Genomic DNA, 18,678 nt, shown 5'->3' with positions numbered 1-18,678 from the left:
CAAATTGCATCAAATCGCCTTGGTATCGGCACTTTTCAGCTAACCGATCCCGCCTATTTCTTGAGCCATGGAACGCCGTCGTCAAAACCGCGAAATCGTCCGCATCGCCGCTACCGCTGTCTCGGATAGTGGGCTGGAGCGCATGCCGCTGACCATTACCAATCTGACCCGTTCGGGCGCGATGGTGGAATGGAATGGCGGCCATCTGCCCAGCCAGTTCTATGTGCTGTTCGGCCACTCGATGGAGCCCTGCCGCGTCGTGTGGCAGCAGGGACAGCGCGCCGGTCTGGCCTTCGCCTGATCTTAATTTCCAGCGCCTTCAACGCAAGGGGCGACTGAGGAACGGCGATCCCTGAAGCACGAAGCGCCAGGGCGTCTCGGCGCCCTTGGTGATGCCGATGCGCGCGCCCACCCCGATAGCGTGTTCCTGCTCCGCTGCCCGGATTTCGAAGGGAAAGGCGTCGAGCGGCATTCCGTTATGACCGAGACCGATGCCCAGCGCCTGCGCGAGCTTTCCGGGCCCGGAGCACAATTGCTTGTCGCCCATCAGCCCGCGCCGCTCCACCATCGTCCCGACACCCTCGCTGGGCTCGATGGCCCGGATCAACACCGCGCTGCCCTTTTGGCAGACGATGTTGAGGCAGAAATGGATACCGTAGATCTTGTAGACATAGGCATGCCCCGCCGGACCGAACATGGCGGCATTGCGCGGGGTTGGGCCGCGAAAACTGTGCGAGGCGGGATCGGTAGCGTCATAGGCTTCCACTTCCACGATCCGCCCGCCCACGCCGGCGACGAAAAGACCGGCGCCGATCAGTTCGCGCGCGATATCGGTCACCGGGCGATCGAAATGGGAACGGGGCAAGGACACTACGATATCGGCTCCAATGGGTCGGGCGGCATCATAAAGGCGGGCGGCACGCTCATGCATTATCACATTCGGCCCAGCTTGCGCGGCGGCGTTGGATCGATAGTAATTGGCGCATCAGGGAGTTCTGCATGTCCGATAGCGTCGAGATCATTTCCCCCGTCGATGGCCGGGTCTATGCCACGCGCCAGCTGGTCACCCCACCCGAAATCGACAGCGCCATGACCCGGGCCCGCTCGGCACAACGCGCCTGGCGCGCCGTGCCTGTCGCCGAGCGTGTCGCCGCCGTCGGCCGCATGGTCGATGCGCTTTTGGCCATGAATGACGAGATCGTGCCCGAACTGGCCTGGCAGATGGGTCGCCCGGTGCGCTTCGGCGGCGAAAAGCGCGGGGTGGAAGAACGCTCGCGCCACATGCTGGCTATCGCCGAGGCCTCGCTGGCGCCTTCGATGCGCCCCGACAAGCCGGGCTTTACCCGCTATATCAGCCGCGAGCCGATGGGCGTCGTCATGGTAATCGCGCCCTGGAACTACCCGTTCCTCACCGCCGCCAATTCCATCGTGCCGGGGCTGGTCGCCGGCAATGCGGTGGTGCTGAAACATGCCAGCCAGACCCTGCTCGCCGGGGAGCGCTTTGCCCAGGCCGCCGCGGCTGCGGGGCTACCTGCAGGCCTCTTCCAGAACCTGGTGCTCGGCCATGCCGATACCGAAAAACTGATTGGCTCGGGCCAGATCGACCACATCAACTTCACCGGTTCGGTGGAAGGCGGGCGGCGCATCGAAAAGGCCGCCGCCGGCACCTTTGCCACGCTGGGGCTGGAACTGGGCGGCAAGGACCCCGCCTATGTGCGCGCCGATGCCGATCTCGAGATGGCGGCGGAAAACCTCGTCGATGGCAGCTTCTTCAATTCCGGGCAGTCCTGCTGCGGGGTCGAGCGCATCTATGTGCATGAGGACGCCTATGACGGCTTCGTCGAGCGCTTCATTGCCCAGGCCAAAGGCTGGACGCTGGGTGATCCGCTCGATCCCGACACCATTGTCGGGCCGATGGCGCGCGGCAATTTCGCCGATCTGGTGCGCCAGCAGACCGAGGAGGCCGTGCGCGGCGGCGCCACACGGCACCTCAACACGCGGCACGCCAAAGACCAGGCCGGCTCGCCCTGGCTGGCGCCGGAAGTGCTGACCGGGGTCAACCACCAGATGAGCGTCATGCGCGAGGAGAGTTTCGGACCGGTGGTCGGCATCATGAAGGTGGCCGACGACGCCGAGGCCGTGACCTTGATGAATGACAGCCCCTATGGCCTCACCGCCTCGGTCTGGACCGCCGATCTCGATGCTGCGGCCCGCCTCGGCACCGAAATCGAGACCGGCACGGTCTTTGCCAATCGTTGCGATTATCTCGACCCCGCGCTGGTCTGGACCGGGGTCAAGGACACCGGCAAGGGCGGGGCGCTGAGCGAAATCGGCTATGCCAATTTGACCCAGCCCAAAAGCTTTCACCTCAAGGCTCAATGAGAGACGGCACAAAATGACAAAAGCCAACTGGAATTACCCAACCGCCGTCAAGTTCGGCCCCGGCCGCATCGCCGAATTGCCCGAGGCGCTGAAGTCTGCCGGGATCAGCAAGCCGCTCCTGGTCACCGATGCGGGGCTGGCCAATCTGCCGGTGACGCAGAACACTCTGGCACTGCTGCGCAATGCCGGCGTCGATGTCGGCCTCTTTGCCGAGGTCAAGCCGAACCCGATTTCGGCCAATGTCGAAGCCGGCATCAAGGTATTGCGCGAGGGCGGCTATGATGGGGTCATCGCCTTTGGCGGCGGCTCCGGTCTCGACACCGCCAAGGTCATCGCCTTCATGGCCGGGCAGACGCGGCCAATGTGGGATTTCGAGGATATCGGGGACTGGTGGACCCGTGCCGATCCCAAGGGCATCTTACCCATCATTGCCGTACCCACGACCGCCGGCACCGGGTCCGAAGTGGGCCGCGCCGGGGTGATCACCGACGAGACCACCCATACCAAGAAGGTCATCTTTCATCCGCTGATGATGCCCAAGATCGTCATCGCCGATCCTGAACTGACCGTGGGCATGCCGCGCTTCATCACCGTGGGCACCGGCATGGATGCGCTGGCCCATTGCCTCGAGGCCTATTGCGCGCCCGGCTATCACCCCATGGCCGACGGCATCGCAGTCGAAGGCATTCGCCTCGTTTTCGAAAACCTGCCCAAGGTGGCGGCCAATCCCAATGACGTGGAGGCGCGCGGCCATATGATGAGCGCGGCGGCCATGGGCGCGACGGCGTTCCAGAAGGGGCTCGGGGCCATTCACGCACTCAGCCACCCGGTGGGCGCGCTCTACGACACCCATCACGGCATGACCAATGCGGTGTTCATGCCCTATGTGCTGGTGGTCAATCAGTCCGCCATCGAAGGGCGGATCGCCCGGCTTGCGGCCTATCTCGGCTTGGCGCCCAATTTCGACGCCTTCCTGCATGCGGTGATCGGGCTGCGTTTGCGGCTCGAGGTTCCGCATACTTTGCGCGACTTCAAGGTCGACGACAGCAAGCGCGACAAGATCGGCGACATGGCCATTGTCGATCCGACAGCAGGCGGCAATCCCATCGAACTCACCAAGGCGCGCGCACTCGACATCTTCGACCGGGCGCTGGAGGGGCGTGTATAGCCCATGGCCTTGCCAAAACTGACGACTGTCGTGGCCGCGCTCATCCTGGCGCTGGGCGCGGGACCGGCGCTGGCGCGGGATATCTGCACGCTGGTGGCCGATCCGGTCAGCCGCAATGTGCTGCTCGCCGATGGCGATTGCGAGAGCCGGGTCACGCCGGCCTCGACATTCAAGATTCCGCTGGCGGTGATAGGGTTCGACGCAGGCCTGCTGCTCTCTCGCAGCGAACCGGTGATGACCTTCAAGCCTGGCGAGCCAGATTGGGGCGGCGCGCCGTGGAAGGGCGATGTCGATCCCGCCGGCTGGATGCGCCATTCGGTGGTCTGGTATTCGCAGCGGCTGACGCGGCAGCTCGGGGCGGAACGGCTCAGCGACTATTTGAGCGCGCTGGGCTTCGGCAATGCCGATGTCTCCGGCGATCCCGGCTTCGACAATGGCCTCGAACGCGCCTGGATTTCCTCCTCGCTCAAGATTTCACCGCTGGAACAGGCGGGGTTCACCGCCGCGCTGATCGAGGGGCAATTGCCGGTATCAGCGGCCGCGATGAGCGGCGCGATCAGTCTGGTTGAAAGCGCGGGGACCACAGAGGGCTGGGCGCTGTGGGGCAAGACCGGCTCGGCCTATCCGCGCCGCGCCGACCGCAGTTTCGATTATGCCAAGGGCTGGGGCTGGTATGTCGGCTGGGCCGAAAAGGATGGCAAGCGCCTGGTCTTTGCGCGGCTGGCCCAGGACGAGGCCCGGCACGAGCGCGGCGGAGGCCTGCGCGCCCGCGACGCTCTCCTGGCCGAATGGCCTGCTCTCGTGGCGCGGCTGGGGCTCTAGTTGCAGCCGCGCGACTTTTCGACCTCGGCAATGGTGGCCACGTTCTTGCGCTCATAGACATTGAGCTTGACCGCGCCCTGGTCGTTGATCCAGCAGCCGGCATTGCTGAACACCTTGCGGGCCCGGTCGCTTTGGAAGCAATAGCCGTTCTGCTGGTAGATCATGTTGCGCACTTCCCACAGCGACTGGCAGGAGAGCTGGCGCAGCTGCGGCTTGGAGAAATAGGCGCTGTCGTCGCAGCCCAGGCCCTCATAGCAATTGGCCATGGCAGCGCCGGTACCGGCGAGCAGCGCCAGCGTCAGAACAAAACCCCTGAGCATCACAGAGTCTCCTCGTTTGCAGGCGCCAGCAAATCACGAAATCGCTGCGCCGAATAGGGGCGTCCTTCCGCCGCGCGCAAGCGGGAAGATGGGGAACAAAGACTGTCCCCGGCGCTTTACAGCTCGGGCTGCCGCCTCCAAGGTGGCGCCGATTTTACTGTCAGCGGAGAGCGTCATGCAGGGACCGGAAAACTTCATCGCATTCTGGTTTGTCGATCACGGCTATGAAGACTGGTTCGGCGGCGAGCCCGCCTTCGACGCCAAATGTGCCGAGCGCTTCGGCGAACTGCATGCCCAGGTGGCGCGCGGCGAAGCCTGGGAATGGCGCGCCACGCCCGAAGGTCGCCTCGCCGAAATCGTCGTGCTCGACCAGCTGTCGCGGCAATTGCATCGCAACAGCCCCGTCGCCTTCGCCCAGGACAAGATGGCGCTGGCACTGGCGCAGGAAGCGGCGGCGATGGGCGCCGATGACGCGGTGGAGCGCGATTGGGCGACCTTCTTCTACATGCCCTACATGCATGCGGAATCGCTGGTGATCCAGAACGAGGGCGTACGGCTGTTCGAGCTGCACGGCGACGAGAAATCGCTGGAGTTCATGATCGCCCATCGCGACACCATTGCCCGCTTCGGCCGCTTCCCCTTCCGCAATGCCGCTTTGGGTCGCGACAGTACGCCGGAGGAAATTGCCTATATGCCGGAGCAGGAAGGCCGCGTGTTCTGAGGCCTAGAGATCTTCCACCGCGCGCATGCGTTTGCTCGCGGTGGACCAGGACTGTTCCGTCACCCGGGCGATCAGCGCCTCGACCACGCTGAACAAAGCCCCGTTGGCATCCCAGGCGCGACCGGTCTGGGTGTGGCAGGGCAGCACATAGCGCGCATGGCGGGCGGCGGGGCTCAGCCATTCATCGGTGATCAGCACGATATCGACGCGGTGGCGCGCCAGCACCGCCGCCACATCGGCCACCACCGGATCATAGCGGCGCACGTCGAACAGTATCGCCATATCCCCAGCGCGCACATCGAGTAATTGATCGGCACGGGTGGCGGGGCGGCCATCGAAGCGGCGCAGGCCGGGGCGGATGACCCGCATATGGGCCTCGAAATAGCCGGCGAGAAAATCGGTAAACCGCCCACCCATCATGTAGCAGGCACCCTTGCCGCTCGCGAGACGCATGGCCACCGCCTCGAATTCGGATTCGGGAATATGGCGGAGCGTATCGGCCAGCCGGGTCTGCGCCTGATGCAGATAGCGCGCAAGAAATGCCCCATCGCTGGGCTCGCCATCGGGCGCCGCGCCGCGCTGCAGTGGTGATTTCGACCGCTGCTCCAATTCGTCGCGCAAAGCGCGCTGGAATTCGGGGTAAGACTTGAAGCCCAGTTGCGCCACGAAGCGCACAATGCTGGCGGCGCTCACGCCTGCCGCCTCGGCGAACTCGGCGACCGGCGCCAGCCCGAGCAGTGGATAGTTCCCCAACAGCCCCCGCGCCGCCTTGCGGCCTGATGCCGTCAACTGGTCGTTGAGATCGTGAATGCGGCCTGCAACGCTCTTGCCGTCCATCGCGGCTCCTGAATGTTTCGTTTCAGCATTGACAGATTTCGCGCTTATGCAACTACTGTTACAGAAGTTAACGCCTGGAGGCCAACGGCAAATGGACGCGGCAGGGGAGCCGGCAGTGATCGTCAGCAACAGGGAGGGCACCTCGCCCTTCGTGCTGGTCTGCGATCACGCCTCCAACCGTATCCCGCCCCAATATGGCGATCTCGGCCTCACCGATGCCGAACGGGCAAGCCACATCGCCTGGGACCCCGGCGCCCTGCCGCTCAGCCAGGCATTGCGCGATCTACTCGATGCGCCCCTGGTGGAATCGACCGTGTCGCGCCTGATCATCGACGCCAATCGCGATCACGACGCGCCCGACCTGATCTGGACGCTATCGGAAGCCACCCGCATCGCCGCCAATGAAAATCTCTCTGCATCCGAGCGGCAGTTTCGCATTGCGAACTACCACCAGCCCTATCACGCCGCCATCGACGCGGTGCTGACCGAGCGCCAGCGGGCTGGTCGCGAAACGATCCTGGTCTGCGTTCATTCCTTCACCCCGGTCTATCTCGGCAAGGCCCGCCCCTGGCCGATCGGGCTGATCCACGGCACCGATCAGCGCTTCACCCGCGCCCTGTTCGAGGCGCTCAAAGGCGAAGCGCCGGAGATGAATGTGGGCTGGAACGAGCCCTATGCGGCACTCAACGGGGTGACGCTCACCCTTGAAAAACACGGTGATATCAGGGGGCTCGACGCCACCATGATCGAGCTGCGCAATGACGAAATCCAGACCCCCGATGGGGTGGCGCAATGGGCCGAACGGCTCGGCCGCTGCCTCGCTCGGGCCCGGCAGGCCCTCAGGCAGGGATAGAGGCGCAATGACCATAAGCCCGCGACAAGGACGTAGCCCATGCCGAAAGTGATCCGGCTCTATGTGCACTTGGTCGATCGGGTGAACCGGGCCATCGGCCGCGTCGCCATGTATCTGCTGTTCGTCATGGGCGGCATCCAGCTCTATTCCACCTTTTCGCGCCTGCTGACCGGGATGCCGGTCAATTGGGCACTGGAGATGACGCAGTTTCTCCTGGCCACCTATTTCCTCATCGGCGCCGCCTATTCCATGCAGGAAAACGCCCATGTGCGCATGGACCTGCTCTATGGCCAGCTGCGGCCGCAGCGGCAGGCCATGGTTGATGTCATCACCATCCTGTTCGTCATCTTCTATCTCGTGGTGATGGTGCGCGGCGGCTGGTCGAGCACCGAATACGCCATCACCTATAATCAGAAGAACTATTCGTCCTGGTCGCCGCCCATGTGGCCGGTGAAGCTGTTGATGACCATCGGCATCTTCCTGATGCTGCTGCAGGCTATCTCCAATCTCTTCAAAGACATCGCTATCGCCCGCGGGAAGCCGATCGCATGAGCTCGGAACTGATCACGATCTTCATGTTCGCCTCGATGCTGCTGCTGATGATGACGGGGCAGCGGGTGTTCGGGGTCATCGGCTTTGTCGGCTCGGCCGCAGCGCTCTGGCTCTGGGGCAATGGCGCAGCGGAAATGCCGTTCAACGCCGCCATCCAGGTGATGAACTGGTTCCCGCTGATCACCGTGCCCTTCTTCGTCTTCATGGGCTATATGCTGTCGGAAACCGGCATCGCCTCCAATCTCTACCGCATGTTCCACGTCTGGTTCGGGCCGATGCGGGGCGGTCTCGCCATCGGCACGGTGGGGCTGATGGTGATGATTTCCTGCATGAACGGGCTTTCGGTCGCCGGCATGGCCATCGGTGCCACCGTCGCCCTGCCCGAGCTCTTGCGCCGCGGCTATGACAAGGTGATGGTAACAGGCGTCATCCAGGCCGGCTCGTCGCTCGGCATTCTTATTCCGCCCAGCGTGGTGCTGGTGCTTTATGCGATGATCGCGCGCCAGCCGGTGATGCAGCTCTGGCTGGCCGGCATTCTGCCCGGCCTGATGATGGCGGCGCTGTTCGCGCTTTACATCTATATTCGGTGCCGCATTCAGCCCGAGCTCGCCCCTGCTTTGCCCGAAGAAGAACGCCGGGCCCTGTCCACGTCGGAAAAGCTGGTGCTGTTGCGCGAGGGCCTGCTGCCGGTCGGCATTTTCGGCGCCATGATGGGCCTGTTCCTCACCGGCATTACCAGCCTGGTCGAAAGCTCGGCGGTTGGCGCCTTGCTCGCGACGCTGGCGGCGCTGTTCACCCGTAGGCTCAACTGGAAAATCCTGGAATCGGCGACGCGCAACACGCTTCTGGTGTCGTGCATGTTCCTCTGGATCATCATGGCGGCGCTGTGCTTTTCCTCGGTCTATGACGGGCTGGGAGCGATCAAGGCGATCAGCAATCTCCTACTCAACACCTGGGAGCTCGATCCCTGGGGCATCCTGATCGTCATGCTCCTGAGCTTCGTCGTGCTGGGCATTTTCCTCGACGACACCGCCATGCTTGTTATCGTCGCGCCGCTCTATATTCCGCTGGTGATCTCGCTGGGGTTCAACCCCATCTGGTTCGGCATCCTTTATACGATCACCTGCCAGATCGCCTATATCACCCCGCCCTTCGGCTATAACCTGTTCCTGATGCGCGCCATGGCGCCGCCCGAGATCAGCCTGATGGATATCTATCGCTCGATCTGGCCCTTCTTTCTTCTGATGGTGCTCTCGATGATCATCGTCATGATCTTCCCCGAAATCGCGCTCTGGTTGCCCCGCTTGGTGACGGGCCGCTGAGACAGACAGCAAAGGAGCTGACCACCTATTGCGAGTGGGTACACCGCCGGGAGGGACACGGTCGCTGAGGGGCGCCGTCCGGCACATTTCAATGAAAGGGAACGACTGAAATGAGCGATACCACCAAGATCAACAAACGCGAATTCTTCAAGCGGGCCGGCCTTGCCACCGCCGGCGCCGTCGGCGCCACCACCCTGGCCATGCCGCATGTGCGGGCCCAGGCGCCCATTCGCTGGCGCCTGCAGACCTATGCCGGACCGGCGCTGGCCGAGCATGTGGTGGCCAATGCCATCGAATGGTTCAACACCGCCGCCAATGGCGAGATGGAAATCGAACTCTATACCGCCGACCAGCTGGTGCCGCATGGTGAGCTGTTCCGCGCCGTCCAGCAGGGCACTATCGACGCCGCCCAGTCGGACGACGACTCAGCCGCCGCGCCGGTGGACGTCAAAGTGTTCGGTGCCTATTTCCCGCTCGCCTCGCGCTATTCGCTCGATGTGCCGGCGCTCTGGCACTGGCGTGGCCTCAAGGAAATCTGGGAAGAGGCCTATGCCGAAATCCCCGGCGTCACCTGGCTGTCGACCGGCGCCTGGGACCCGTGCAATTTCGGCACCACCAAGCCCATCAATTCGCTGGCCGATCTGCGCGGATTGCGCGTCTATACCTTCCCAACCGCCGGGCAGTTCCTGTCGCGTTATGGCGTCATTCCGGTGTCGCTGCCCTATGAAGACGTGGAGCCGGCGCTGCAGACCGGTGAACTCGACGGCATTTGCTGGTGCGGCATTACCGAATTGCACACCGTGGGCTGGGCCAATGTGCTCAAATACTATCTCACCAATCCGCTCTCGGGCGCCTGGGCCGGGTCCTATTTCGTCAATTCCGACAAGTGGAATGCGCTGCCGCCGCATCTGCAGCAGCTCTACCGCATGATGATCGACAGCTCCCACTATTACCGCCAGCACTGGTACTGGGCCGGTGAAGCCAGCTACCGCATCAATGGCAATCTCGAATTGACCACCATCCCGGCAGCGGAGTGGAAGCAGGTCGAAACCGATGCGCTGGGTTTCTGGGACGAAATCGCCGCCCAGTCCGAACGCAGCGCGCGCGTGGTCGAAATCATCAAGCAATATAATGCCGACATGGAAAAGGCCGGCGCGCCCTATCGCTACTGATCCTCCTCCCCGAACTGCCCGGCCGCGTGCGCGCGACCGGGCACAGCAGGACTAAAAGACACAAGAAGAAGTGGACTGATCGATGGGCGCCTATTCGCTGGAAAAATTGCGGGAGGATGTTGAGGCCGGGCGGATCGACACCGTTCTGGTGGCGTTCCCCGACATGCAGGGGCGCCTGATCGGCAAACGGTTCCTGGCGCAATTCTTCCTTGAGGGCGCGCTGGAAGAAACCCATGGCTGCAACTATCTGCTCGCCGACGATATCGACATGGAGCCGGTGCCCGGTTATGAAGCCGCCAATTGGGGCAAGGGCTATGGCGATTTCGTCATGAAGCCAGACCTCTCCACGCTGATGCAATGCACCTGGCTCGAGGGCACGGCGCTGGTCATCGCCGATCTGCTCGACCATCACGACCATGCCCCCATTCCGCATGCCCCGCGCAATGTGCTGAAAAAACAGCTCGCGCGGCTCGAGGCCATGGGGCTCAGCGCCAATATGGCGAGCGAGCTCGAATTCTATCTGTTCGACGACAGCTTCCGCACCGCCTTCGACAAAGGCTATCGCGACCTCAAGACCGCTGGCTACTATATCGAGGATTACCACATCTTCCAGACCACCAAGGAAGAGGATGTGATGCGCGACCTGCGCAACAAGCTGCACGCCTCCGGCATTCCGATCGAGAATTCCAAGGGCGAATGGGGTCCGGGGCAGGAAGAGATCAATGTGCGCTATGCCGAGAGCCTGGTCATGGCCGACCGGCATGTGGTGCTGAAAAACGCCACCAAGGAAATCGCCTTCGCCCATGGCAAGGCGGTGACCTTCATGTCCAAATGGGCCTATGACCTGGCCGGTTCATCGAGCCATATCCATATGTCGCTGGCCAGGGACGGCAAGAACCAGTTCATCGACGAGAGCGATGAATTCGGCATGTCCGAGCTGATGAAACAGTTCATGGCGGGCCTGCTGACCTATGCCGGCGACATCACCTATTTCCTCGCGCCCTACATCAATTCCTACAAACGCTTCCAGGTCGGGACTTTCGCGCCGACCAAGGCGATCTGGAGCCGCGACAACCGCACGGCCGGCTTCCGCCTTTGCGGGGAAAATACCAAGGGCATCCGCGTCGAATGCCGTATCGGCGGCGCCGACCTCAATCCCTATCTCGCCTTTGCCGCGCTGCTTGCCGCCGGGATCAAGGGCATCGAGGACAAGCTGACGCTCGAACCGGCCTTTGCCGGCGATGCCTATTCGGGCGAGAAACTTCGCGAAGTGCACAAGACCCTGCGCGATGCCACCGCGGCGCTCAAATCCAGCACCATGCTGGCCGAAGCCTTTGGGCAGGACGTAGTCAACCACTACGCCCACACCGCCGACTGGGAACAATTCGAATATGACCGCCGCGTCACCGACTGGGAACTCAAACGCGGCTTCGAGCGGAGCTAATCCACCCGTCCCCGCGCCGCCACCGGCACGGTTTCGACCAGTTCCGTGCCGCGCACCAGATTGACGACATCGAAGAGATTGCTGACCGGGCAGCAATGGTTGGGGATGATGCGGATTGTGTCGCCGATATTGGGCTTGCTCGCCGAGGCCGAGAAATCGAGCGTGCCGTGTTCCTCGCTGAGGCCGACAATGCGCGCCTCGGGATAGCCGAGCACATAGCCGTGGCCGGTCAGCCCCAGCAGGTCGCTGGTCAGTGTCTTGGAGCCTGCATCGATGATGATGCGGTTTTCCGTGGGGCGGGAAACAACGGTCGCCAGCACGGTGAGCGCACAATCATCATAGCTGGCGGCCCCGGCGGCGACCTGCGAGCGGTCCATATAGATATAGGTACCGGGCCGATATTCGGTCGCGACCCCGGCTTCGTCTGCGTGCCAGATATCGGGCGTGCCGCCGGTGGTGATCTCGGGCAGAACGATGCCCTCGCGGTCGAACAGCGCCTTGGCGTCGGCCAGCCATTTGGCGGATTCGCGATATTTTCCGGCAGCCGGATAGGTCATCAGCCCGGCCAGCTTCAGGCCCGGCGCGGCCAGCACCCGGCGTGCCAGGTCCAGCGCACCCTCGGGCGATTGCACGCCACAGCGCCCCATGCCGGTGTCGCATTCGATGAACACGCCGAGCGGATGGGATGGGTCGGTGAAAGCAGCGGCAAGCCCATCGACGGAAGCAGCACTATCGGCGACGACGCGGATGGTCACCCGCTGATGCAACGCCTTGAGGCGCGCCAGCTTTGCAGCGCCGATAATGTTGAAGGTGAGGAGAATATCGTCAATGCCGGCATCGGCCATCACCTCGGCCTCGCCCAGCTTCTGTACGGTAATCCCCACCGCGCCCAGCTCCAGCTGCCACTTGGCGAAGCGCGGCAGCTTGTGGGTCTTGATATGGGGCCGCAGTTTCAGCCCGGCAGCGTCGGCAAAGGCCTGCGCCTTTTTGAGATTGGCCTCGACCCGGTCGAGATCGATGAGCACGCAGGGCGTTTGGAGATCGGCGATAGCGGTCATTTTCCCCTCAGGACGTCATCGACGAAGCGCAGATTGCCGGCGGTGAGCCCGGCATCGACCGGCAGCACCGTGCCGGTAATACCAGAGGCGGCATCCGAGCACAGGAACAGAGCCGCATTGGCTACTTCAACAGGCGTCACCATGCGCCCCAGCGGATAGTGCGGCAGCACGTTGTCGAGAAGGCTGGGATCGGCCGCCAGGCGATGATCCCAGGCCGGAGTGCGCACCGAACCGGGCGCCACCACATTGGCACGCACGCCCTCGCCGCCCCGCTCGACCGCGATCGCCTTGGCATAGGCAACGAGCCCGGCCTTGGCCGCCGCATAGGCGGGATTGCCGAAATGCTGCAGCGCATTGACCGAGGAAATGAACACCACGCTGCCCCGCCCGCGCGCCGCCATGGCGTTGACGATCGGGTCGGTCAGCGCATAGGCGCCGTTGAGATTGATGGCCATCTCCGAGGCCCAGACCGCATCATCGACCTGGCCAAAATGCTCGGCGCGGGTGAAGCCGGCATTGGAGACCACCGCATCGACTACGCCATGGGCGGCGATATCGGCGGCAATGGCAGCGCGTGTCGCCGCGCTATCGGCCTGATCGAACAGCACCTGCCGGACCAGCGACAACCGCTCGAGCATGGACGCTTTCCGGTCGGCACCAACCACGGCCGCGCCGGCGGCCTGGAAGGCGGCGACCAGTGAGCGGCCGATGCCACCCCCGGCGCCGGTGATCAGCACGGTCTTGCCATCGAGGCGAAAAGGGGAACCCTGGCTCATTGCGCGGTCTCGCTGCTTGTCTCGGCCTTACGGCCCCTTATAGGCCACAAGGTCGATCTCGACCTTGCAATCGACCATCATGCGGCTCTGCACGCAGGCGCGGGCCGGCGGATGCTCGCCGAAATAGCTCTTATAAATGCCATTAAAGCTCCAGAAATCGCGGGGATCGTCGAGCCAGACGCCGACACGCACCACATGTTCGAGCCCGTAACCAGCCTCTTCGAGAATGGCGAGCACGTTCTTAATCGTCAGATGCGTCTCATCAACGATGCTGCCCTTGACGATCTCGCCATCCTTCATCGCCACCTGGCCGGAAACATAGAGCCAGCCACCAGCTTCCACGGCGCGGGCGAAAGGCAGGTTCTGGCCACCGGCTCCCGACTTTTCGGCTCCGTAACGCTTGATCGGCATGGGCTCACTCCTGATATTTTGAAAGTCAGTTTCTTAAATCACCGCAAGAATAGCTTATTTCAGGGTGAATTGGGCGAAATCTGCGCGTCACAATGTAAATTTCTTACGTGAATGCGCCTTGGAGTTTTGCTAGCGTGGTGTCGGCGCCCCGCTTGGCGTCCACCCTTGCCTTGAGCTCCGGAAATCCTGCCGTGCGCATCTTCACTGCCGCCCTCGCCACCGAAACCAACACCTTTTCGCCCATTGCCATCGACAGGCAGGCATTTGAGGCCTCCCTCTATGCGCGCCCCGGCGAACACCCGGCGACCCCGACGCTGTGCACGGCGCCGATCACGGTGGGACGCGCGGTATGCGCGCGCGAAGGCTGGACGCTGATCGAGGGCAGCGCCAGTTGGGCCGATCCGGCGGGCCTTGTTGCCAAGGCGACCTATGAAGAGCTGCGCGATGAAATTCTCGGCCAGTTGCGCCAGGCGCTGCCCGTGGATGCGGTGGTGATGGGGCTGCACGGTGCCATGGTGGCGCAGGGTTATGACGATCCCGAGGGGGACCTGCTGACCCGGATACGCGATATTGTCGGACCGGACATCCTGGTCTGTGCCGAGCTCGACCCCCACAGCCATCTGACCGCCAAGCGGGCTGCGGCGGCCAATTTCTTCGTCTATTTCAAGGAATTCCCGCATACCGATTTCGTTGATCGGGCATACGATCTCTGGGATATTGCGGTGCGCACGCTCAAGGGCGAGGTCAAGCCGGTAATGAGCATTTTCGATTGCCGCATGATCGATGTGTTTCCCACCTCCAAGCAGCCGATGCGCGGTTTCGTCGACCAGTTGATGGCGCTCGAGGCCAGTGAGCCCGACGTCTTGTCGCTGTCGGTGGTGCACGGCTTCATGGCTGGTGACGTGCCCGAAATGGGCACCAAGCTGGTCGCCGTCACCAATGACCGCGCCGCCAAGGGTGCTGCCCTGGCCGAGCGGCTGGGCCGTGAACTCTATGCCATGCGCGGCACCTTCATGGTCAGCCAGGTGGACGAAAGAACCGCCGTCGATGTCGCCCTAGCCGCGACCAAAGGCCCGGTCGTCATCGCCGATGTCTGGGACAATCCCGGCGGCGGCACGGCGGGCGACGCCACCGTCATTCTCGCCGAACTGATCGCGCGCGGTGCCACCGACGTGGCAGTCGGCACCATCTGGGACCCCATCGCGGTACAGATCTGTTTCGCCGCCGGCGTCGGCGCACAGATCCCACTGCGCTTCGGTGCCAAGTCGGCACCTGACACCGGCAACCCAATCGACAAGATCGTCACCATCAAGGCGCTGAAAAAGAACGCCGAGATGAAATTCGGCGCCAGCTTCGCCCCGTTCGGCGATGCGGCCTGGATTCATTTCGACGGCATCGACGTGATCCTCAACTCCACCCGGGCGCAGAGTTTCGACCCCAGCCTGTTCTCGGCCCTGGGCATTGATCCGACCAGCCGCAAGGTGCTGCTGATCAAGTCGACCAACCATTTCTACGATTCGTTCTCCAAGATCGCCTCGGAGATCGTCTATTGCTCGGCGGGAAAGCCCTATCCCAACCGCCCGGCGGAAACCAATTACCGCAAGGCCCGCAAGGATATCTGGCCCATGGTGGAGAAGCCCTGGCTCTGAGCCAGATCGAAGTCACCACCACCCGGCCTCCCCCTGAAGAAGGGGGAGGAGAAGAAGGGTATCGCTGAGGGCTCGGGTGCGCCGGATCGGTCCCTCCCCCTTTTTCAGGGGGAGGTTAGGTGGGGGTGCCTCAGTTACCCTCAGATAGCCTGCTCGAAGTTCCCATACATGATCGGCATGAGGCCAACGAGCGCCTTGAAGCGCTCCCAGCTCTTGCGCTCGGGCAGGGTCCAACCGGCTTCGGCCACGGCCGAGAGACGCGGGAAGACCAGACGGTCGAAGATGGCGCGATCGGTCATGCTTTCGGACCAGATACAGGACTGGACGCCGATCAGGTGCTTCAGCCCTTCCTCGGAGAAACCCGCCCTCGCCTCGAATTCATAGGTTTCCTGCGGGCCTGACCAGCCGGCCCAGCCGGCGCCCGGCTCGGCCCAGGAGACAGAATTGGCCATGTCGAGATAATAGCGCTGGCCCGGCGACACCACGATGTCGAAGCCGCGTTCGGCCAGGGCGGCATTGATCTCCACATTGCGCCAGCCGATGACATAGGACTTGTCCTTATCAACGGCATCGCCATGCGCCGCCTCTTCCCAGCCGCCGGTTATGGCGCCCTTGGAGGTGATATAGGCATGCACGCGCTTGATGAACTCGGCCTGCAGGATCGCGGTGGGCGAGCCTTCGATTTCGTCGGCGCCGTGGTGATTGCCGAGCTGGTTATACTGCGCCTCGTGCTTCTTGCGCATCGCCGGACCGGCCATGGTCTCGATCATGTCGAGCGCCAGCGGCGAGCCGGACCAGGCGGCCAGCGGCACTTCGTCGGCACCCAGGTGGAAAATGCCGGCGGGGAACAGGTCCAGGGTCTCGTCGATCACCGTCTCGACGAATTTATAGACCGGCTCATGCGCTGGATTGAGGCTGTTATTGGGAAAGCCCTGCACCGACTGATATTCGCCAGTCTCATTGGGATCGCGCAGTTCCGGCAGCGCCTGCAGCGCCGCGTAGAAGTGGCCGGGCATGTCGATTTCGGGGATGACGGCAATGGCCAGGTCATCGGCCAGGGCCACGATGTCGCGCACCACGGCCTTGGAATAATAGCCGCCAGTCGGCTGCGGGCCCGAGCCGAGCAGCGGCGGCAGCGCCTTGCCGTGGCCGCGCCAGGCGGCGATTTCGGTCAGCGCGGGATAGGCGTCGATCTCGAGCCGCCAGGCTTCGTCCTCGGTGAGATGCCAATGGAACTTGTTCAGCTTGTTCCAGGCCATGATGCGGATCAGGCGGCTGACTTCCGCCCCGGTATAGAACTGGCGCGCCACGTCGAGATGGGTGCCGCGAAAGGCAAAGCCGGGTTCATCATTGATGGTGCCGCCGGTCGGCCAGGTGAAGGTCGCCGGATAGTGCCGTGCGCCGCGCAGCATGTGGCCGAGGGTCACGAGGCCATAAAACAGCCCGGCATGGGTGGAGGCGGAGACTCCGGCGCTATTGTCGCTGAAGGCGATTTCGTAGGCCTCGCCGCCCAGCCCGGCCTTCTCGGTGACATAGACGGTCATGCCGCCCTCGGCGGCCGGGCGGACAATGGCTTCGACCGGGAACAATTCGGCGGTGAGATCGGCAAAGGCGTCGGCAGCGCGGATCGCCAGATCGCCTTCCGGCTGGAGGTCGAAACCCACCGGGGCAATGCGGTTGCCGCTGGTGTCGACATGTTTGGGCCAGGGGATGATCGAATGGCTGACCGGCGCTTTGGCGGGAACCGGGAAGCGCGCCGCGCCCTTGAGCAGCGGAGCATTATGCCCCTTGCCCTTGGTCGGGGCCGTCGGAATGGCAACCAGGCTACCATCATCGAGCACAACATAAGCCGAATTGGCGCCGTCGCTCCAATGGCGCAGGCCATAGGAAAGGCCGCGCGCCGTTGCCGTCCAGGTCTGGCCGGGTTCGAGCACAAAGCCCTCGGGCGGCGCGATCAGCGTGTGGTTGGAGAGGCGCTTCAGCAGTCTGCCGTTTTCGAGCGTTGCATGCGGATCGATACGCGCCGGCCCCGAAAAGCCCAGCTGGAAATTGCTGACCGGCTTGTCGCCGGTATTGGTCAGCTCGATGCCATAACCGAGCGGTTCGCCGTCCGTTGCGGGCGTCCAGGTGGTGACGAGGGTAAAAGACATTACAGGGGTCCCAGTGAAACGGATTTCTTGTTCATCGTCATTGCCCGGCTTGACCGGGCAATCCATGGCCCAGCACACGCCGCGCCACCGCATGGATCACCCGGTCAAGCCGGGTGATGACGAAGGAGTGGTGGATGCCGACCAAATGCCAAACTAATCCCCCAGCGGCTGGCCGTCTTCGCCGTCGCGATTGACGACAAGCTGGTGCTTGATGCGCCGCATGCTGGTGATGGCGCTGGCGCCAAGGCGGGTGGCGATGGTTTGCGAGAGAATGTCGAGCGTGGCGAGAAAGGCGTAGCGGCCCGGCGTGGGCCGAAGGATGTCCTGGTTTTCGCGCCAGTGGATAGGCAAAAGAATATCGGCCTGTTCGGCCAGCAGCGAGCCGGGACGGGTGACGACGATACGGGTAATGCCATATTCGCCCGCCACATCCAGCGCCTTGGCCATAGGCAGATTATTGCCCGAGAGCGAAAAGGCCATGACCACGCTGCCGACGGGGGCGGCGGCGGCGCGCATCATCTGCACCTGATGATCGGTGGAGGAAGAGACCTTGAGGCCGAGCCGGAACAGGCGCGCTTCGGCTTCGGTCGCCATCATCGACGACGACCCGCCCGAACCGAAGGTCAGCACGAAACTGGCATGGCCCAATGCATCGGCGGCGCGCTCGATGGCGTCGAGATCCAGCCGTTCGAAGGTCTCGTAAATGGTGGACTGGATGCCGTTGACCACGCCCTGGGCAATCTCGCGCACGCTGGAAGGGCCAGTGGTGGGCGCCAAGTAACGTTGCCCCACGAAGCGCGACTGGGCCAGGCGCACCTTGAAATCGGCGTAACTGTCGCAGCCAAGGCGCCGACAGAACCGCGTGACCGTGGGCGGCGACACATCGGCCTGCGAGGCGAGGTCGACGATCGACATTTTCAGCACGCTGTCCACGTCGGCCAGCACGATCTCCGTCAAGGCCCGCTCGGAGCGGGTGAACGCCTCTTTTTCAGATTGCAGCAGTCCAACCAGATCGAGCATTGCGTGTCCCCTCGCGCGCCA

The 18,678-nt window shown here is 63.3% G+C and carries 19 protein-coding genes; 11 read left to right on the top strand and 8 right to left on the bottom strand.

Annotation, left to right across the window (positions count from 1 at the left end; translation table 11 throughout):
* Positions 1-67 precede the first annotated feature (67 nt).
* The gene (locus tag BGO80_RS13100; RefSeq protein ID WP_126149075.1) at positions 68-301 is read left to right on the top strand and encodes a hypothetical protein; all 234 of its coding nucleotides are present in this window, start codon (positions 68-70) and stop codon (positions 299-301) included.
* A gap of 18 nt (positions 302-319) precedes the next feature.
* Here BGO80_RS13100 and BGO80_RS13095 read toward each other — a convergent pair whose 3' ends face one another.
* Positions 320-865 carry a DNA-3-methyladenine glycosylase gene (locus BGO80_RS13095; RefSeq protein ID WP_286723030.1) on the bottom strand — a complete coding sequence of 182 codons (546 nt, stop codon included), beginning with the start codon at positions 863-865 and terminating at the stop codon, positions 320-322.
* 134 nt (positions 866-999) lie between these two features.
* Here BGO80_RS13095 and BGO80_RS13090 point away from each other — a divergent pair, with 134 nt between their 5' ends.
* From BGO80_RS13090 to blaOXA, 3 genes are read left to right on the top strand one after another with little or no spacing between them, the layout of a single operon-like run.
* Positions 1,000-2,382 carry an aldehyde dehydrogenase family protein gene (locus BGO80_RS13090; RefSeq protein WP_286721827.1) on the top strand — a complete coding sequence of 461 codons (1,383 nt, stop codon included), beginning with the start codon at positions 1,000-1,002 and terminating at the stop codon, positions 2,380-2,382.
* 13 nt (positions 2,383-2,395) lie between these two features.
* Entirely contained in the window at positions 2,396-3,550 is a 1,155-nt protein-coding gene (locus BGO80_RS13085) for an iron-containing alcohol dehydrogenase (RefSeq protein WP_126149072.1), read from the top strand.
* A gap of 3 nt (positions 3,551-3,553) precedes the next feature.
* Positions 3,554-4,372: a class D beta-lactamase gene (gene blaOXA, locus BGO80_RS13080; RefSeq protein ID WP_286721826.1), complete on the top strand. Its 819-nt coding sequence runs from the start codon at positions 3,554-3,556 to the stop codon at positions 4,370-4,372.
* On the opposite strand, the gene BGO80_RS13075 is transcribed toward blaOXA, so the two are convergent.
* The gene (locus tag BGO80_RS13075; protein WP_126149070.1) at positions 4,369-4,692 is read right to left on the bottom strand and encodes a YARHG domain-containing protein; all 324 of its coding nucleotides are present in this window, start codon (positions 4,690-4,692) and stop codon (positions 4,369-4,371) included. The genes blaOXA and BGO80_RS13075 overlap by 4 nt on opposite strands.
* A 175-nt stretch (positions 4,693-4,867) precedes the next feature.
* Between BGO80_RS13075 and BGO80_RS13070 the strand changes: the two genes are divergently transcribed.
* Positions 4,868-5,413 (top strand): DUF924 family protein, encoded by a 546-nt coding sequence (locus tag BGO80_RS13070; protein ID WP_286721825.1) that lies wholly within the window; start codon positions 4,868-4,870, stop codon positions 5,411-5,413.
* A gap of 3 nt (positions 5,414-5,416) precedes the next feature.
* Here the strand turns inward: BGO80_RS13070 and BGO80_RS13065 are convergent, their stop codons facing one another.
* Entirely contained in the window at positions 5,417-6,250 is an 834-nt protein-coding gene (locus BGO80_RS13065; RefSeq protein WP_286721824.1) for a MurR/RpiR family transcriptional regulator, read from the bottom strand.
* Positions 6,251-6,365: 115 nt separating this feature from the next.
* Between BGO80_RS13065 and BGO80_RS13060 the strand changes: the two genes are divergently transcribed.
* The 5 genes from BGO80_RS13060 (at position 6,366) to BGO80_RS13040 (ending at position 11,593) form a co-directional block, all read left to right on the top strand.
* Entirely contained in the window at positions 6,366-7,103 is a 738-nt protein-coding gene (locus BGO80_RS13060; RefSeq protein ID WP_286721823.1) for an N-formylglutamate amidohydrolase, read from the top strand.
* A gap of 39 nt (positions 7,104-7,142) precedes the next feature.
* Complete coding sequence (locus BGO80_RS13055) at positions 7,143-7,655, top strand: TRAP transporter small permease subunit (protein ID WP_126149066.1); 513 nt, start codon at positions 7,143-7,145, stop codon at positions 7,653-7,655.
* A complete protein-coding gene (locus BGO80_RS13050) occupies positions 7,652-8,977 on the top strand; it encodes a TRAP transporter large permease (RefSeq protein WP_286721822.1) in 1,326 nt (441 codons plus the stop codon). The genes BGO80_RS13055 and BGO80_RS13050 overlap by 4 nt, the downstream gene beginning before the upstream one ends.
* Before the next feature lie 110 nt (positions 8,978-9,087).
* Entirely contained in the window at positions 9,088-10,149 is a 1,062-nt protein-coding gene (locus BGO80_RS13045; RefSeq protein WP_286721821.1) for a TRAP transporter substrate-binding protein, read from the top strand.
* 82 nt (positions 10,150-10,231) lie between these two features.
* Positions 10,232-11,593, top strand: a complete 1,362-nt coding sequence (locus BGO80_RS13040) for a glutamine synthetase family protein (RefSeq protein ID WP_286721820.1) — start codon at positions 10,232-10,234, stop codon at positions 11,591-11,593.
* On the opposite strand, the gene BGO80_RS13035 is transcribed toward BGO80_RS13040, so the two are convergent.
* From BGO80_RS13035 to BGO80_RS13025, 3 genes are read right to left on the bottom strand one after another with little or no spacing between them, the layout of a single operon-like run.
* Complete coding sequence (locus tag BGO80_RS13035) at positions 11,590-12,651, bottom strand: D-TA family PLP-dependent enzyme (RefSeq protein WP_286721819.1); 1,062 nt, start codon at positions 12,649-12,651, stop codon at positions 11,590-11,592. The two genes, BGO80_RS13040 and BGO80_RS13035, sit on opposite strands and share 4 nt — an antisense overlap.
* Positions 12,648-13,427 carry an SDR family oxidoreductase gene (locus tag BGO80_RS13030; RefSeq protein WP_286721818.1) on the bottom strand — a complete coding sequence of 260 codons (780 nt, stop codon included), beginning with the start codon at positions 13,425-13,427 and terminating at the stop codon, positions 12,648-12,650. Before BGO80_RS13030 ends, BGO80_RS13035 begins: the two co-directional genes overlap by 4 nt.
* A gap of 27 nt (positions 13,428-13,454) precedes the next feature.
* Positions 13,455-13,838, bottom strand: a complete 384-nt coding sequence (locus tag BGO80_RS13025; RefSeq protein ID WP_286721816.1) for a RidA family protein — start codon at positions 13,836-13,838, stop codon at positions 13,455-13,457.
* A 191-nt stretch (positions 13,839-14,029) separates the two neighbouring features.
* Between BGO80_RS13025 and BGO80_RS13020 the strand changes: the two genes are divergently transcribed.
* Positions 14,030-15,487 (top strand): M81 family metallopeptidase, encoded by a 1,458-nt coding sequence (locus BGO80_RS13020; protein ID WP_286721815.1) that lies wholly within the window; start codon positions 14,030-14,032, stop codon positions 15,485-15,487.
* A gap of 140 nt (positions 15,488-15,627) precedes the next feature.
* On the opposite strand, the gene BGO80_RS13015 is transcribed toward BGO80_RS13020, so the two are convergent.
* A complete protein-coding gene (locus tag BGO80_RS13015; protein WP_286721814.1) occupies positions 15,628-17,637 on the bottom strand; it encodes a beta-N-acetylhexosaminidase in 2,010 nt (669 codons plus the stop codon).
* 153 nt (positions 17,638-17,790) lie between these two features.
* On the bottom strand, positions 17,791-18,657 hold the full coding sequence (locus tag BGO80_RS13010) for a MurR/RpiR family transcriptional regulator (protein ID WP_126149057.1): 867 nt from the start codon (positions 18,655-18,657) through the stop codon (positions 17,791-17,793).
* Positions 18,658-18,678: the final 21 nt, after the last annotated feature.

Origin of the sequence: Devosia sp. 63-57, assembly GCF_001899045.1 — a bacterium.
Taxonomy (GTDB): domain Bacteria; phylum Pseudomonadota; class Alphaproteobacteria; order Rhizobiales; family Devosiaceae; genus Devosia; species Devosia equisanguinis.
This window is presented reverse-complemented; position numbering and strand designations above follow the sequence as displayed.